The sequence below is a fragment of the Gluconobacter kondonii genome (genome assembly GCF_002723995.1).
Lineage (GTDB): Bacteria > Pseudomonadota > Alphaproteobacteria > Acetobacterales > Acetobacteraceae > Gluconobacter > Gluconobacter kondonii.
The window spans coordinates 30,381-45,886 of record NZ_BEWP01000016.1 but is presented as its reverse complement, the minus strand read 5'-3'; the positions used below and the strand labels follow the sequence as shown (position 1 = coordinate 45,886).

Here is a 15,506-nt window from a genome sequence, read left to right as displayed (position 1 = left end):
TGCGGAACCACCAATAGACGGTCTGCCATGGACCAAAATGAACAGGCAACATTTCCCAGCCACAGCCTGAGCGGACAAGATAACGCAGCGCATTGATGATCTCACGAAAATCGGTTGCTCGTTTCCGGCCACGCCGGTTCAAAGGCGGCATCAGGGGCGCTATGCGCTCCCATTCCTCATCGGTAAGATCAGACGGATAACGCTTCGTCTTGCGCGTAATGTCGGCCATTCGGCCTCGTTGTTCTGGCGTCCACATCCTGAGTGTGAATCACGCGAAAGACGCCCTGAAAACCCCTCACGCTCAATTTCCAAAAGGGCTCTCAGCGGGGTACAGCCCCGATCTGCTCAAAACGCAGAGCAGAGAGCATCGCAAAAACCGTCAATCAAATCGACAAAACCCAGAAATCACGGGCCACGTACATCAATCAACGGTTCTTCGATCCCTCCAGGTTTTATCTGACAAAAATAATGTTGTTCACGTAATAACTTTATTGCTTTGAAAGCTTTACTTCGGGAAACCATTCTTGTAAATTTTGGGTAGTAATTTTACTGTTGTTATGCCTGAGATATAACCCGTAACGTACGGCTCTAGCAGCATAGTCTTGACCATCCAAGTCGATAGCATGATCTCCAAGAAAAACAGAGATTCCTGGCCTATATGAATTTTCTTTACAAAAACGGTCGAAATGGAGGGTCGCCCTAGCTGGGCCTGTATCAGAACTAGCGGTGGGCAAAGATAGATAGAACAATTTTATATGGTTATCTTCACTTACAATAACCGGGTCAAGGAGAAGAGACTTCGCTATAAATGTACAAGGGTGTCCTGCCTGTTCTTCTGAACTGACAGTATTCCGTTCCGAAGCGAAACAGACTGCAGAGTTAAAATATAGCGGGGCCATGAACAAAACTGATAATATTCTATAATTATATATTTTACCTGAAATAAGACTCATGATTCTACCAATAATTGACTGGACATGAAGAAAACATATTAAGTAATTATTCAGTCAGTCAGTCGCACATCATCCACCCCCCTCCTTCGGGAGCTGAGCAAATTTTCCCTGAGCAAATTGCCTGAGTTTTTCCAGGAGTGCAGCCTGCGATTTCAGATAGTTGATAACCATCAATAAGAGTAGATTTCGACTCCCAAATTGATTTGCTAGATTCTTTTGACATGATTTTCTCCAACTCAGATTGAAGGCTATTTACTGTGATCAGGTTCTTATATGAAGTCAATAAAATTTTTTAAGTCCTTTTAGACTTACGATTCATGGTTAAAACATGACATATTGCGGTGCAGATAACCCAAAAAAAAATGGTTGGGGCATTTGTCTTAACGGGTTGCGGGCCGTCTCCAGGTTTCCCATTTTCTCGGGCTCTGTTGCAAAGCTGGGAGTAATCTGATGCGAGGCTGATTTCTGGGTTTTTTAGAATGTATAAATTCCGAACTGCCTTTCAATGAGACGCACTTCTCCCATGATACCGTCCTGGAACTGGAAGAATTTAGCCTGTCCCTTTTTCGGGGCCCGCATGACTTCAAAACCTTTAATGGTCGCATAGGCGGTCTTGAGGGTTTTGAAGCCACGAACCGGCCTGATCAGCTGCTTGAGTTTGCCGTGATCGGCCTCGATCACATTGTTCAGATATTTGACCTGCCGGTGCTGCACCGTGTCAGGCAATTTACCATCCTTCTTGGGGAGCGGTGAGAGGATGTTCGAAAACGTACGGTAAGGAATTTTCCGTCATGAAAATCAGTAAAAAACAGCCATTTTCTCAGAAATGTGTCACGCAAATGAGCGTTTATATGACTGCGTCGAGATGCTCCGAAAATAGCTGAATTTCGGTCACGTAACCCGTATCGAAATCAACGTCTTACATACGGTATCTCTTACCGTACGTTTTCGAACATCCTCTCACCGTTCCCCTTCTTGAGCTCGCTGATCGCTATGCCATAGGTCGAAGCCTTGTCCGTATTGATCGTCTCCGGCTTCTCCCAGTCCTTCAGACCGTTTACGGCCTTGCCCAGGAAACGTTTGGCAGCTTTGGCGTTCCGGGTGGGTGAGAGGTAGAAATCAATCGTATCACCATCCTTGTCGACGGCCCGATACAGATAGGTCCACCGCCCTTTCACCTTGATGTAGGTCTCATCAACACGCCAGCTGCGAGAAAAGCCGGGACGCTTCCAATACCAGCGTAAACGCTTTTCCATCTCGGGCGCATAGCGCTGAACCCAGCGATAAATTGTGGAATGATCAACGCTTACGCCTCGCTCGGCCAACATGGTTTCAAGGTCGCGATAGCTGATCCCATAGCGGCAATACCAACGCACTGCCCAAAGGATCACTTCACCACGAAAATGACGACCCTTGAAATCATTCATGACAACCGCTCCAAGCCAAAACCAAAGGCGGTTTCCAACAGGGCTATCAACTTTGCAACAGAGATGGGGTGGTTGCCGTCCTCCCCCAACGGCATCGCAATGTGCCAACGTGGAGGAGGTGAACAGCCACGAACAGGAGAGGGCGGCAAATGAACGATACGATGATTGGCATTGATCTGGCAAAGAACGTTTTCCAGATTCACGCAGCTTCTATGACGGGGGATTTACTGTTCCGCAAGAAGATCCGCCGTCCACAATTTCTTCAGTTTATGGCCAGCCAACCGGCGGCGCTTGTCATCATGGAAGCGTGTGGAAGTGCTCATTATTGGGCACGGGAATTGGTGAATGCGGGTCACGAGGTAAAGCTGATCGCGCCGCAATATGTGCGCCCGTTCGTCAAACGCCAGAAGAACGACGCAGCTGACGCTGAAGCGATTGTTATTGCTGCCCGGCAGCCGGAGATGCGCTTTGTGACACCCAAAGCAGAAGATCAGCAGGCACGGACCGTTTTATATCGTTGCCGTGATCGGCTGGTTCACCAGCGCACGGAACTGGTGAATGCCCTTCGCAGCACGCTTTACGAGTTTGGTCTGGTGGTTCCAAAAGGAATGACCCATCTCAAGCGCCTTGAAGAGATGGTCGACGATGAAAGCGTTCGTCTTCCAACTCTTGTTCGTCAGGAATGTCGGGACCTTCTCGAACAGATTGACGCGCAGTCAAGGAGGATTACAGAAAAGACCCGTGCGATGGTGAGGCTTTCGCAAGAGAGCGGTGTGGCTCAGCGTCTGGAGACAATGCCTGGGGTCGGGCCTCTGACGGCCCTAGCCGTGGAAGCTTTTGCACCTGCAATGGAGACTTTTCGCTGCGGACGCGATTTTGCGGCTTGGCTTGGGCTGGTTCCAAAGCAGTTTTCGTCTGGTGGCAAGGAAAAGCTCGGGCGGGTTTCAAAGGCCGGCCAGGCTGACATTCGGCGATTGTTGATCATAGGGGCAATGTCGCGTGTAGGTTGGGCGGGGCGCAAACCTCCCGTTCCAGGCTCTTGGCTGGCCCGGATGATAGCCTGCAAGCCGCGTATGCTCGTCGCGATCGCGCTGGCCAACAAAATGGCCCGAACGATTTGGGCCATGCTAACGAAACACGAGAATTATCGGGATCCGGTTCTGGCTGTTGCGGGATGAGTTGAACTCAGTCGTATGTAAGCAGAACCGGTAAAGGGGGGTGTGAGAAAGCGACGACCCATATGGGCGCATGATCGAGCCGATCCGGATTAGGAAAACCAGCCAAGGGCTCAGTGTTCTCAAACACGGAACAGAGATTTGGACCCAATCCGCAGATCACCATATCGGCCAGCGGCTTTTGTAAATGCCGCGTTCAAAGGCCTGACAGAAGACCGCAGTCGATCACTCGCACATTAGGATCAGAAATTTCTTGCATTTCAAACGGCAACCACAGAAGCCCGCGATGACAGACCCGGTCTTAAAAAATGTCTCTCTTATATAAAGAGTGGTGACACACTCGTTGTCTGGAAACTGGATCGGCTGGGGCGATCTCTTCCACATCTCCTGACGATCATAGAAGATCTGAAGGCCAAATCCGTAGCCTTCCGTTCCCTGACCGAACAAATGGACACAACAACGTCTCATGGCGAGCTGATGTTTTCCTTGTTTGGCGCTTTGGCTCAATACGAACGCGCTCTGATTCATGAGCGTGTCATGGCAGGGCTTGCGGCCGCAAAACGTCGAGGCCGAATAGGCGGACGGCCTCCGTCAATCAGTCAGGAGCGTTTGGACATGGCGCTCGACTACCTCGACAAGGGTGAGAGTAAGCTCTCCGTTGCACGACGTCTCACAATTCCACGCACAACCCTGTTGAACACTCTTGAGCGGATAGGCTGGCAACCACGCTCAGAGAGTGAGGAAGGCGACGGTGATGTTGACGAGCGTCCCGCAGAAAACAATCAGAAGAAGCCTCTCAACCGCCGCAGACGACAGGCCTGATGGGGATGGGCTAGACCGCAGATATTTCACCCGTGCATATCCGGCCAAGATCAGACTGATCCCAACAATCCCGGATACCATGGCCACACGGTAGGACATTGCCGTCATTGTTGGCGTGGAAATCTGGCTTCTCCTTTAAGGTGTGTCCGCAATGGACACACCGGTAAGTCACATTCCCAGAGCACGACGATAGATGTCCAGAAGGGTTTCCTGTTCCTCAACCTGGGCAGGCTCCATTTTCCGAAGCTTCAGGATCTGCTTAATGATCTTGACGTCGAACCCGGCCGACTTGGCTTCGCTGAAGATGTCCTTGATATCTCCGGCCAACGCCTTTCGTTCTTCTTCCAGGCGTTCAACCCGCTCAATGATGGATCTCAGGCGATCCGCTGCAATTCCTCCGGTCTGAACGGTGGTTTCAGCAGATGCTGTGTCCTGTTCTTCATGTGCCAACATACAGTTCTCCTTTCACTCGCCCATTCTGCAGGCTCAATCTGCGACTGATGCATCAATGGTAGGTTCGGTCGGTCGAAAGATCCGAGGCCAGCCCATAGAGGGTCCGGTCCAGAGCAAGCGTTCCGTCCAGGTGGCGTTCGATCATGGCCCGAAGCAGGCCACCAGCGGACCGCACTTTCCCTTTTCGGGACTTCGCGGAAATCACACAGACGGCGACGGCGGCCTCGTATCGGCCCATGACGCTGCACGCCTGACGCCAGGCATGAGAGGAAATTCCCAGAGAACCTGTCAGCATCTCGACGGCCTCGATCAGCTCGGCCTCATGTGGGCGACTACTGGAGCAGAGATCGCGCAGATCCGGGACGAGCTGAAGAAGGAAGTTCGGTCCGGCCTTAAAGCCCCGAAGCGGTGAGGCCTTGAAACGGGAGGCACTGTCAGACCCAACTACTTCTTCCTCTATGTCAACGCCGGCGTAGCCGGCTCCGCTTACAGTAACTTTAGTTATAGTATTTGGGTTTGTATCAGTATTGCGGGGTCCATCAGTGGGCCCCATGGGGTCCATTTCCACAGGGTCAGCCCCAGCAATCATAGCCTCCAGACGCTCGACCAAACCCTCCATCTGCTCAACCAGCGGCGACAGGATGTCCAGATCGTGGTCAGTGCCACGCAGCGCCAGGAGCTGATGCCCGTTCTGCTGGATGCTCATGACTGTCGGCTTGTCAGCGGTTGTCTCCAAGGCCGTAGCACAAAGGGCCGTAATGCGGCGGCCTAAGACCATCGCGCGCTTGTGCAGCCGTTTTCCTTCGCGTTCCCGCTCTCTGAAGGCCTCGACGCGTTGGAGCATTTCATCATAGCGCCGAGACAGCGGCGACAGATCGAACCCGTACCCTTCAAGGATCGCACCATTGCGGCCCTCGCGTCGCAACCAGCGCTGCTGGTTCGGACTATCGCGCATGATGATCCAGCCTAATTCGCTGAGGCCACGTAGCCAGCGCTTGACCGTGGATCTCTCGATCCCAAAGCGCTCGCAGATGTCGCGATTGCGTACAGAACAGATGGTAAGATTGTCATCTTCCCAATCCACCGGCTTGGTGCGGCTGATCAGAAAGCCCAGCAGATCGGACTGGCGCGGCTGAAGGCCAAGCGCCCGGGGCTCCGTATGCAACGCGCTGAGGATCTGAGCCTTGGTGGCACCGCTGCGGGGCAGGGCCTCACACTGCATTTCAGCCAGAATCATGGCCGGAGTGATGCGTCTCACCCCAGCCTGATGGGGGTCATGCGAAAGAGAATAGGTCATGGAAAACTTCTCAGGATTTCGGGATTTCCGAAGCCCTGCTCTCCAACCCTTCAAACAAGCCCCTCCCGTTTGCAAGAAACTCTTGCATTCGAAGCTGAAATGTAGGATTGAAAAATCAGTTGGTGAAATTTCAATCCAGTTCAATCGGTTTGGCGACCGATGGGACTACGTTCTAGGGCCTCGTGAAAGCGGGGCCTTAAACGTATCTGGGCTCTGGCTAACTCACTCAAACAATTCCTTCTTCAAGCCCAAATAGGCGATTTGCCTTTATGCTTCTCCTGTAGCGAGAAAGAAAGGCCCTTTTCAGAGTCTCCCGGCCGCTGAGATATCGCCACAAGGATCTGCGACTTTCATCTGTAACATGAGTCTGTTCCACGCCCGCAAGGGAGTGATGAGAACAAAAGCGGCCTTCCGTAATTTTTTTTCACAATTCGTTAAGGAAACCTTTTTTCTTTGCGTGAGCCCGTGCTAGAGCGAAAAGGAAGAGAGAGCAGATAAAGTCCATAAAGAGACTGTATCCAGAGCTCTGGTACGATCTGGCCTCGGGTTCGTCTAGTAGTTGTAAAGGTGTCGGATGGGTTCGGTTGTACGGCAAGAGAATAAGCAGTCAGATTCTCTACTAAATAGCTTCGATGCATTATCCTTTTGCGCTCGAACACAATCTTGTGTTGATAGTATTATTCACACTCTCGCCATAATTTCTGGAATGACCTTTACCTCGTCTACTTTGATAAACGACTACGTTAGTCAAGTCGAAGAGTGCGAGAGCCACGTGCGTAAGCTCAGAAGTCTAGATTCCTTAGATACCGTATTTCTCGAACTCAAGAGCGAGTGTCTGAAGAAATTCAGTGCATTTGAAGCTGACAGAGCCGGAGAGTTCTGTGTCGCGCATAAGGAATCAGCACTCGATTTTAAAGCCTAAGACGGCTTTCTCGTCTTAGTCGCAGATGGTCGTGCCAGTCTTCGTGATATCGAAACGGAGACTGGTCAATGAAATTAAATTTCCTCCCTGTAATCACCTTTCTCGCTTTGGCGGCTTGCTCTGGCAACGTCTCGGCCGATCATGGTCACGGCCCGAAACCCCCGCCGCTCAAACATGCTCGCTATGAGCCGGGCGCGGCCTATGGATCAGCCAGAGCGGTCTGGGCGCCCCCCGTCTATGATCGGCAAGGTCATATCGTAAAGGTGGAAGATCCCCGCAATGCGGGAGGCCGTGAAGACTACGAGCACGCGGCCTGGGCCGTTGGTGGTCCCAACAACAACTCCACGCACCCACCCGGAACCTTCTAAAAGAAAAGCGGCCCTCTTGGGCCGCTTCCTGTTTCAGGACCGTTTAGGGAAGAGGGTATCGGCCTCTCTGATATAGGCCAGCATCCCAGCCTTCCTCCGCTGACGAAACTGCCAGTTCATCCACCCATTCTGCAGAATATAGAGCCCCAGAGCGAACCAGAACGGCATCATCTCGATCGCGGTCACAAGCGTCTGGCTCCACCATGACCCGCTGAGGCCGACAATGATCCACGCTACGAGAAGGCAAGCCCCGATGAGAGCCGCGGCCCAGGCGCGTTGATACGTCCTTGCTTGTTGGTTCTGGAGATAGATCTCTACCGCTGCCGGACTGACATCGTACACTTCTGCCGTCGCAACAATGTCGATGCGGCCCGAATCATCAACGCGAAACCCGTCTTCCGCTTCAGGCTTTCTCCGGACAATGCCCCACAGTGTCCGAAGCAGACTGTAGCCATCCCGAATACTCGTGGCGCCGACTGCGACGGATGGAGAGCCTACAACAAACCGGGCTGCCCGGCCTGTCTTGGCCAAGACTCCCTTCTTTTCGTTCGCCCCGCTCACTGGCTGACATCCATCAGGAACTTGTTCAGGTCGGGTGGCACCCCGTCGAGACGTCCCAGAGATCCATCATGATGCTTCCAGAAAAAGGTCGGTGTGCCTGTCAGCGACACCGCTTTAGCGGCTGCCATATTGGCATCAAGTCGGGACTGCGCTTCTGGAGACGGTTGATCCAGCACATTCGAGAGGCCGCCAGACGTCCAGGCCTGAACCATGCTAGCATCCGCTGGCAGCGAGGTCATAGCCTTGGCGTAACGCGTACTTGCGCCGCCATCCTCGTAGTCCAGGAGCGAAAGCGGCACGACCCTCAGACGCAGCTTGCCGCTATCAACGGCAGGCTGAAGGAGCTGCATGGCGCGGATCGAGAACGTGCAGCGCGGATCAATAAACATGATCACTTCCGGCGCACCCTTCTGGCCGATCACTCCAGCATAGATCTGCTCGGACAACGAACCGGCGGAGGCCTTTCCGCCTCCCGGGACGTCGATCCGAACTGTGGGAACGGCCCCTGGAATGTAGCGGATCTGCTGTCTTGTGATGTTTTTGCCTGCGGTGTCCCACACCGTGCCGGCGATCGCGGCCTGACCGTCTGGCGTCGCATAAACTACCTGGAAGCGGTCGCCGTTACGCACAAACATGCCCCTGGTGCCATGCCAGACCTCCAGATCTGTCGCCCGCTTGCCCATCAGCTCATGAAGACGGTCATAGGGGACGGGAATGAGTGTTCCGCCAATGATGAAGCTGTGATTTTCAGGCGTGAAGAATACCAGAAGCTGGTTATCGCCGTGAGCAACGCCAGTCTGGAGGCCGTGCTGTGGCTCTGCCCACAGGATCTCGCTGCCTGCCTGCACCAGCCGCTGGATCGCGTCAGTCGGCTGAGGCCCGAGCGGAGCGGTTTTTTGAGGTGCGGACGTTGGGACAGGCGGGGAAGGAACAGCGCATTGGGTCTGCGCCATTGCCGGCGCTGCCAGGAACAGCGATGCGGCGAGATAATGAGAAGTACGAGAACGCATAAAGGGTCTCCTGAAGAATTAAGGAGACCCTATTGGGCTGAGATGCGACTAAGAGCTGCTTTTTGGAGCGTCTGGAAGAGGACCGTAGAGGGAGCGATATTGTTTAAGCGAAGCCTCGGCTTTATCTGCCCAGGCCTTCAGCTCGTCGTAGTTAGCCTCCGACTTATCGCCAAAATCTTTCCACTGGTTTGTTAAAGACTGCTGACGCTCCAAATCAGAGCGCACCTGGACCAGATCTGCCTCAAGAGACGCAATCTGATCCTTACGCTCTTTCATAATCCCTTCTTGCCACTTGATATGGTCGAGGAACTCCTGCGCTTTGGCTACCAGAACTGCGTACTTGTCCTGCCAGCTCTCAGAAGGACGACGCAGTAGATTGTCCACCACCTCACGTCGGCGACGCGTGGAATCGGCAGACATTTGGCCAAGCATGTACCCGGCCCATCCACTCATTCCATCATTGCCAAACATTTCAGACCTCATGTGGTACGGCTTAACGTTGTATCTACCAAGTTAGAGCCTTGTTTTGTCAATGCGCCACCGTTTTTCGAGTTACCTGCCGTCTCACCTTTTTTAGAAGGTGCAAGCGAACTTTCAATTCCTTTCAAAGTACCGGCCATACCGATTACCGCAGCATCCTTAGAAAACTGATCCAGATCGACGCGGCTCCCTTCATGGAAGCCAATCATGGCAGGAACACGCTCTGGCAGGATCGCAATCAGCCGGAAGCACATGAGAGCAAGCGTGATGTGAACTGTGACATACATGCCGAGCATGACGACGACGCCAATAAGATTGGTCACGATCCAGCCATGCGAAAGCACAAACCCTGCTGCCACACCGAATGTCTGGTGGATCAGCCAGGACATGGCATCAAACACGAAGTAGCCGAGGAAAAGCCCGAACAGCATCAGGGTTGGTCGGAAAAGGACGTTGAAAATCAGGGCATATCCTGCTTTCGCGTGCCCATGCAGACCTTCTCCGGACATTGTCATGTGGGCCAGCATCCAGAGCGGAACTGCAATCACGCCTTCGCACACAAGAATAAGCCAGCCAGCAACGCCAGCCATCCACATCACCCAGGGGATCATCGGCAGCACGAACGCGAGTGTAAGGCCTGGAAGCAGAAGCGCCATTGCGCCTGTGAGGATTGGCGTGCTGAGAAACTGCACAACGACGTGTCCCACACCGATACCGGCAGCTCCCGCAAAATTTCCCGTCAGGGCTGCACCCGCCGCCGTCACCGCAGATCCAGCGTCCGAGCTGAGAAGCGCTGCGGACGCCATGACCAGAAGGGCTGTGGTGACCATCCAGTTCCCTAATCCCATGAGGTTTCCGAACGGATCCGTCCAGTAGCCTTCAGCACCAGAGGGCTCGATGAACGCCATGACCGTCTGAAGTGTGTAGTCACTCAGATGCAAAGACAGCGCGACCCGAGACAGGATGCCTGCGCCGTCGCCGGTTGGTGTGACGCCAGTATAAAGGTCGCTGCTGCCCCCTGGCGCATTCATGCCATCCTGCGTCGCGACCATGTTGGAGATGTTGGCCAAAAGCGCGCCCGTGGACTGCATCAGGGGCGCAATATCCCCATGCAGGTCTTCGCCCAGGCCCACATAGGTGGGTGCGCTGACACTCGGGGTCGATGCCATCAAAGACATGGTCTCGCCATTGAGACGAGCGAACTCAAGATAATAGGCCCCTGCGCCCGTCCAGCCGAGGCTATCAAGCCGGTTCTTGGTATTGGCAGCACTGCCGTTCGTACCACTGTCCCACGCCTGAAAGCTTGTGCTCCGCTGCATCACGGCGGCCTGAACCTGCTGGCGGATACTGGCAGCCTTGGCGGTCAGCTTGGTGGTGTAGTCATTGGTCGCCTGCGTCATAAGGGTCACGAGCGGTGCCAGACTGGAGGACTTCTTGGTCTGCCAGAACTGGGTTGCCACCTGCTGGACCTGCGGCCGGATCTCACCGACGAGAACGCTATCAAGGATCTGCTGCTGCATGGCAGCCGTATCCACAGTAATTCCCAGAACTTTGGTCGCGCTCCGAGGAGCCTGAATGGTCACAGAGCCACAAACTGGCTGACCGTCCCCAGTCGTCATCTGATAAGGATAGGTGATGACACCAACATCCGCCCCAGGAACAGCCCAGACGCGTTGACCCGTTGGTGCCGGCACAAGGCTGGAATTGGACGAGGCCAGATTGACCAGATCCCGGCACATTTCGTTGCCGATCAAACCCGCTACAATGGTTTTTGTCCCCGGCACCATGGGCTGTGCGATGGTTTTTCCGTCCGGACCAATCGCCTGAACGGCGGACGAATAAACCGTCTTCGCCATGCCGACACCCCAGAGCGAACCCTGAACGAACGCCGCCTGCCCCGCACTGAAACCGCCTGCGACCGGAAGCATCATGATGGCGCCAAAGGCCATACGTACGATACTCATGGAAGTCTGATTCGATCCAAGCACCTTCGACGTCTCGGCCGAGCGGTGCATGTTCATCATCATGACGTAAGAGACAAAGGCCATGGCCAGCGCCATGACGAAGCCGGACAGATCGCCCAGCATGGTCCCGATGACCGTGGCCTCTGTGCCGGTGGACGTAGAGGACGATCCAAAGACCGGAAAGACCGACTTGATCATGGTCGCGGCCCAGTCATCACCGGGATCGAGCATGTTCCAGGTCACGCCATAGGTCGAGTTTCCTGACGTCGAGTTACCTGTAACAGATTGTGCGTGAGCCATCCCTGTTGCGAGTAAGGTGGGCAGGGCGCAGAGCGCCCTACCCGTGTTTCTGAACTGTCTGAAAGAAGTCATCACTTATAGTCCCGGACTTGCACTGGCTGACGCAGAAGGGGACGGCCGGAAAACAGAGGCGACGGCCTCAACCGCCTTTTTCACCAGCTCACGGGCCTTCTCGGAGAGATCTTCGACCATGCTCGTCCCGGCTTCCTTTCCCGGCACCCCCTTGGCGAGTTCGCCAATCTTGCTGTCCAGGCCGTTGAAGCGCTGCTCGACCTGAGCCTCTGTTCCTCGCTGCACCCCAATATCGGCAGCTTTCTCACGATGAGCGCCGTAGGCCGCAACCGCTTCACCCGCTTCCTTCAGTTGCGCTGCGAACGCCTGATTGGTGCTCCGCTCGGCTTGAAATCGCGATTGGAGGCCTTCATGCCGACCTCCCGGCCGCATTTCGCTCAACACACCATCCATGCCGTTTGGTTCGGATTTCGCGGCCTCAGCGATTTCCCGCATGACCGAAGACGCCGGAGTATTCTGCACGGCTTCCAGAGCGCTCTGCGCCTTCAGGCCGAGAGCCTCGGTCTGATCCAGATGGTTGGCGTCGGCCTGCTGCCCGTGGGCCGCATTCATCGTCTGGGCCTTGGCCATCCAGTTAGACCCGGGCGTGGCGGTCTGCTGCACGACCTCAGGACGGATGGCCTGTGCGAGACGGGTAAAGAGACCCGGGCCGCGCACCTGATAAACGACCTTCTCATCGGCTTCCTGTTCAGGGGTTTTCGCCTCCTCCTTCGCCGGCCCAGGTCCATTCTGCGCTTTAGCTCCGGTATCAGCTTTGCTCGATGCCTCTCGTGCTGCCTTCTTGTTCTCGGTTGCGCCAGCGTTTACCGGTCGCTCAGGGCGTTGGGCCTGTGGCTGGTCTGCTCCCGGCTCCCCGCCGCCAGGAGAAGCGTGCATCCGTGGATCAGCGTTCTCTCCCGACGGATGAGTTGGGGTTTCACCCTCTTGCACGCGTGGATCCTCACTATCCTCTGGCTCAGGGGCGTCCGGAATATCATCGAAAGGTGGTGGCTCAGGGCTGCCATCAAACTCGGAGGCCGGTTCCACGGGTCTGACGTCTACCTGTTCGTCCTGTGTAACGGCCTGCGCGTCGGGGTCGTGCGTTGAGAACCGTGCGGCATTGGCAACGCGGTCCGACAGAGAGTGGAGAACCTCATCAATCTCCGGATTGCCCTGCTGGTCGGCACCCATGGAGGCGACCCGCTCCGAGACGGAGCGCACCGTGTCCACCAGCCGCTGTTCCATGAGGTCTGGCGTCTGTTTCATAAAGTCTTTGAGGGTTTCTGACGTCAGGCCCGGTACGATCATGGCGCGCTGTGTCATTTCCTCGCGCAACCCATTCTCCTGCGGCAGAACCGGTCCGACCAGACGCTCGGCGTCCTGAAGCACATAGGCCACGTTGGTCCGAAACCGCTCATTGGCCGCAAGGTCCGGATCCTGATGCTTCTGGGCAAGCAGGGTGATCTGCCCGGCCAGTTGGGGCGCATCCTTCTCAAGTTGGGGCCGCACACGCTCCAGGCTCTGGAAGACGTCCGCGAGGGCAGGGATCTGCGTATCGTTCTGGGCCATGTCAGCCTCCGGGATTGACGTTAGGGGATGGGATGGGGGCAAGTCTCTTGGCCTCGCTTTCCTCCTCGTGCTGCGCCACTTGCGTTGCGGCGAGCGAAGACTGGAAGAGGCCGAGACGGTAAGTCTGCAGGGCGAGGTAGTTGGCCTGCGCCTGCTCGATCGCCAGCTCACGCATGACTGTGGCGGGCGGCATCTGCTGAAGGTTCTTGTTCCAGGTCACGCCAGAGACACGGCGATTGACCTCAAGGCTCATCGACGTCAGCCACGAGGCCTGATCCGCGACGGTCATGCCCTCGGCCTGCATCTCGGTTTTCTGCACGTCCGTCAGGTTGATCGACGGGATCTCCAGCGAGGTGATGAAATTCATCACATACCGCGAGAGCGACATACGGGCGTTGTAGGCGCGACGACGCAACGCGGCCTCACGTCCGGACGTGGACGTAAGCTGCTCGCCGCGCAATGCGGCCGGTGCTACAGGCTGGATGAGTGTGGTGCTGTAATCGTTGGCGGCGTCCACACCGCCGTCAGCCGACAGGGTGTCCTGCCCGAACAGGGAAATGGCCCGCTGGTCAGCATTGGGCAGACGGGAAAGAGCCGAGCAGAGACCGGCTGTGACGTCTTCCTGCGAGCAATACCGCCGCCCGTGCAACGCCATGCTCGATGCCACGCCCTGGCCCTTGCCATAGTAAGACGGCGTTCCGGCGTCGGCCTCTCCACGACTGTCCGTAATCGTCGCAATCGCGCGGGTTGCCGTTCTGGCCGACTGAGACGCGCCCTGGGTGGCCTGCGCCCCGTCAATCCCCGTGCAGAACTCCGGGTTCATCATATGCTCGTCGCGGATCGTCGTATCCTGCTGGCGGCGAGCGAACTCCGCCATCGCTGTATTGGACGCATCCGCAATACGCTGCTCGGCGGCAACACCCGCCTTTTCGTAGTTGCTGAGCTGTGTGAACCCCTTGTTCAGCATGGAGCTGACGGAATTGGGGTTCGTCAGGCTATCCATCGAATTGTTCAACTGAGACGTCAGCGTCTTGGTCATCGACGACAGCGCGGAGCCCGTGAATTTCTGCAGGGCGCTGATGGCCGCGACGACCGCCGCTTCACCGATGAACGCATTTGCAGGCTTCGGCATCGCGACCAGCACGGTCGTGCAGAGAAGCATCGTTGCGATTATTGGACTGAGGCGGATCTTCATCAGAATACCCCATCCAGAGAGGTGCTGGTGTAGCCGGTCGGCAGACGTGGCTCACCCCGGACATACCCGTTTGAATCGCCGTTCCCGAGGCTCCCGGCCGCGAGCTGGGGGCCGCTGCCGCCAAAGTTCAGGGAGGGACACATCATGCCGCCTCCGCCTGACAGACCAAGGCCGACATTCACACCGTTCAGGCTCAGGCCGCATTGCTGGGCCGCCCCGACGGTATTGTCCCACTCGTTCTGGGCGGCCGAGCAGATTTCTCCTTCGACCTGCCCGACAACGTCATTAATCAGCGCTGCCGGGTTCGCAATGTTCGTCAGGAGATTGAGGCCCGTGCCATTGAAAAACTTGTCCAGACAGGAGAGACCACTGACACTTTCAGGCTGCTTCTCATAAGCATTGTTAGCTTTGATGCGCCCGTTTACGGCGTCCGCTGCCGCCTGAGTGAGGGTGGCGCAGGCCTGGCTACCCTGTGTCGCAGCAGATGCGCTCAAAGGGACCGACAAAACAGCGGCCACGAAAAGAAAGGATGTCCGTTTCATTCGGCCGCCCTTTCTGCTTCAGGATCGAGAAGGTCGCGCAGAAGCGCGAGACGATCTTCAGAAAAGACCCGCGCGGACAGCTCTGCCCTTTTCTGACTGTCTGTCCATGCGACCAGTTCAGCACGGCTGGAGACCGCAGATGCTACAAGATCCTCTCCGCCTCTGACGGTCGAGACCACTTCGGCAACAAAGGTCCGTCGCTCCTCATTCGGTAAAGACACAAGGAGGTCGGCCAGAGAGGCGATGATCGCCCCGCCCGTGCCGGAAGTGTGTCCATTCCGGACACGGAAATGCTCAAGTAGATTGTGCCGTGCAAGAGCAAGGTTAGGGGCCAGAGAACTCTGCGGGGTGTCCCTGTGCGGTGTTGGATCGTCTGGTGACATGCCTCTCTCCTGGGTAAGTACCAGGAGAAAAGCA

At 55.8% G+C, this 15,506-nt stretch carries 14 protein-coding genes and 2 pseudogenes; 3 read left to right on the top strand and 13 right to left on the bottom strand.

The genetic code is table 11. The features are described from left to right. The 3 genes and pseudogenes from GKO01_RS13125 to GKO01_RS13115 all read right to left on the bottom strand — a co-directional run. On the bottom strand, nucleotides 1-256 hold a 256-nt coding region (locus tag GKO01_RS13125; protein WP_145994769.1), incomplete at its 3' end, for a transposase. 1,171 nt (nucleotides 257-1,427) lie between these two features. Beyond that, on the bottom strand, nucleotides 1,428-1,712 hold the full coding sequence (locus tag GKO01_RS13120; RefSeq protein WP_264816264.1) for a transposase: 285 nt from the start codon (nucleotides 1,710-1,712) through the stop codon (nucleotides 1,428-1,430). 215 nt (nucleotides 1,713-1,927) lie between these two features. Next, a pseudogene (locus GKO01_RS13115) lies at nucleotides 1,928-2,380 on the bottom strand (IS6 family transposase); the annotation flags it as partial. A gap of 149 nt (nucleotides 2,381-2,529) precedes the next feature. Here GKO01_RS13115 and GKO01_RS13110 point away from each other — a divergent pair. After that, on the top strand, nucleotides 2,530-3,558 hold the full coding sequence (locus GKO01_RS13110) for an IS110 family RNA-guided transposase (protein WP_099287410.1): 1,029 nt from the start codon (nucleotides 2,530-2,532) through the stop codon (nucleotides 3,556-3,558). 291 nt (nucleotides 3,559-3,849) lie between these two features. Then, nucleotides 3,850-4,377: pseudogene (locus GKO01_RS13105) on the top strand (recombinase family protein); the annotation flags it as partial. A 168-nt stretch (nucleotides 4,378-4,545) separates the two neighbouring features. Here the strand turns inward: GKO01_RS13105 and GKO01_RS13095 are convergent. Further along, the gene (locus GKO01_RS13095; RefSeq protein ID WP_061490889.1) at nucleotides 4,546-4,830 is read right to left on the bottom strand and encodes a DUF2312 domain-containing protein; all 285 of its coding nucleotides are present in this window, start codon (nucleotides 4,828-4,830) and stop codon (nucleotides 4,546-4,548) included. A gap of 52 nt (nucleotides 4,831-4,882) precedes the next feature. Beyond that, nucleotides 4,883-6,127: a plasmid replication protein RepC gene (repC, locus tag GKO01_RS13090; protein ID WP_099287408.1), complete on the bottom strand. Its 1,245-nt coding sequence runs from the start codon at nucleotides 6,125-6,127 to the stop codon at nucleotides 4,883-4,885. A 990-nt stretch (nucleotides 6,128-7,117) separates the two neighbouring features. Between repC and GKO01_RS13080 the strand changes: the two genes are divergently transcribed. Then, a complete protein-coding gene (locus tag GKO01_RS13080; RefSeq protein WP_099287406.1) occupies nucleotides 7,118-7,417 on the top strand; it encodes a hypothetical protein in 300 nt (99 codons plus the stop codon). A gap of 33 nt (nucleotides 7,418-7,450) precedes the next feature. On the opposite strand, the gene GKO01_RS13075 is transcribed toward GKO01_RS13080, so the two are convergent. Genes GKO01_RS13075 through GKO01_RS13040 form a run of 8 tightly spaced genes read right to left on the bottom strand, consistent with a single transcriptional unit; the run spans nucleotide 7,451 to nucleotide 15,472 of the window. Next, the gene (locus GKO01_RS13075; protein WP_244901468.1) at nucleotides 7,451-7,948 is read right to left on the bottom strand and encodes a hypothetical protein; all 498 of its coding nucleotides are present in this window, start codon (nucleotides 7,946-7,948) and stop codon (nucleotides 7,451-7,453) included. 26 nt (nucleotides 7,949-7,974) lie between these two features. Continuing rightward, nucleotides 7,975-8,988 carry a thiol:disulfide interchange protein gene (locus GKO01_RS13070; RefSeq protein WP_099287404.1) on the bottom strand — a complete coding sequence of 338 codons (1,014 nt, stop codon included), beginning with the start codon at nucleotides 8,986-8,988 and terminating at the stop codon, nucleotides 7,975-7,977. A gap of 48 nt (nucleotides 8,989-9,036) precedes the next feature. Beyond that, nucleotides 9,037-9,459 carry an HlyD family secretion protein gene (locus GKO01_RS13065; RefSeq protein WP_099287403.1) on the bottom strand — a complete coding sequence of 141 codons (423 nt, stop codon included), beginning with the start codon at nucleotides 9,457-9,459 and terminating at the stop codon, nucleotides 9,037-9,039. Between the two features lie 8 nt (nucleotides 9,460-9,467). Next, on the bottom strand, nucleotides 9,468-11,804 hold the full coding sequence (locus GKO01_RS13060; protein WP_099287414.1) for a DotA/TraY family protein: 2,337 nt from the start codon (nucleotides 11,802-11,804) through the stop codon (nucleotides 9,468-9,470). A 3-nt stretch (nucleotides 11,805-11,807) separates the two neighbouring features. Further along, complete coding sequence (locus GKO01_RS13055; protein WP_099287402.1) at nucleotides 11,808-13,352, bottom strand: chromosomal replication initiator protein DnaA; 1,545 nt, start codon at nucleotides 13,350-13,352, stop codon at nucleotides 11,808-11,810. A 1-nt stretch (nucleotide 13,353) separates the two neighbouring features. Further along, on the bottom strand, nucleotides 13,354-14,547 hold the full coding sequence (locus tag GKO01_RS13050) for a hypothetical protein (protein ID WP_099287401.1): 1,194 nt from the start codon (nucleotides 14,545-14,547) through the stop codon (nucleotides 13,354-13,356). After that, nucleotides 14,547-15,089, bottom strand: coding sequence for a hypothetical protein (locus tag GKO01_RS13045; protein ID WP_099287400.1), 543 nt, complete (start codon nucleotides 15,087-15,089; stop codon nucleotides 14,547-14,549). The genes GKO01_RS13050 and GKO01_RS13045 overlap by 1 nt, the downstream gene beginning before the upstream one ends. Further along, a complete protein-coding gene (locus GKO01_RS13040) occupies nucleotides 15,086-15,472 on the bottom strand; it encodes a hypothetical protein (RefSeq protein ID WP_099287399.1) in 387 nt (128 codons plus the stop codon). Before GKO01_RS13040 ends, GKO01_RS13045 begins: the two co-directional genes overlap by 4 nt. Between the last annotated feature and the right edge of the window lie 34 nt (nucleotides 15,473-15,506).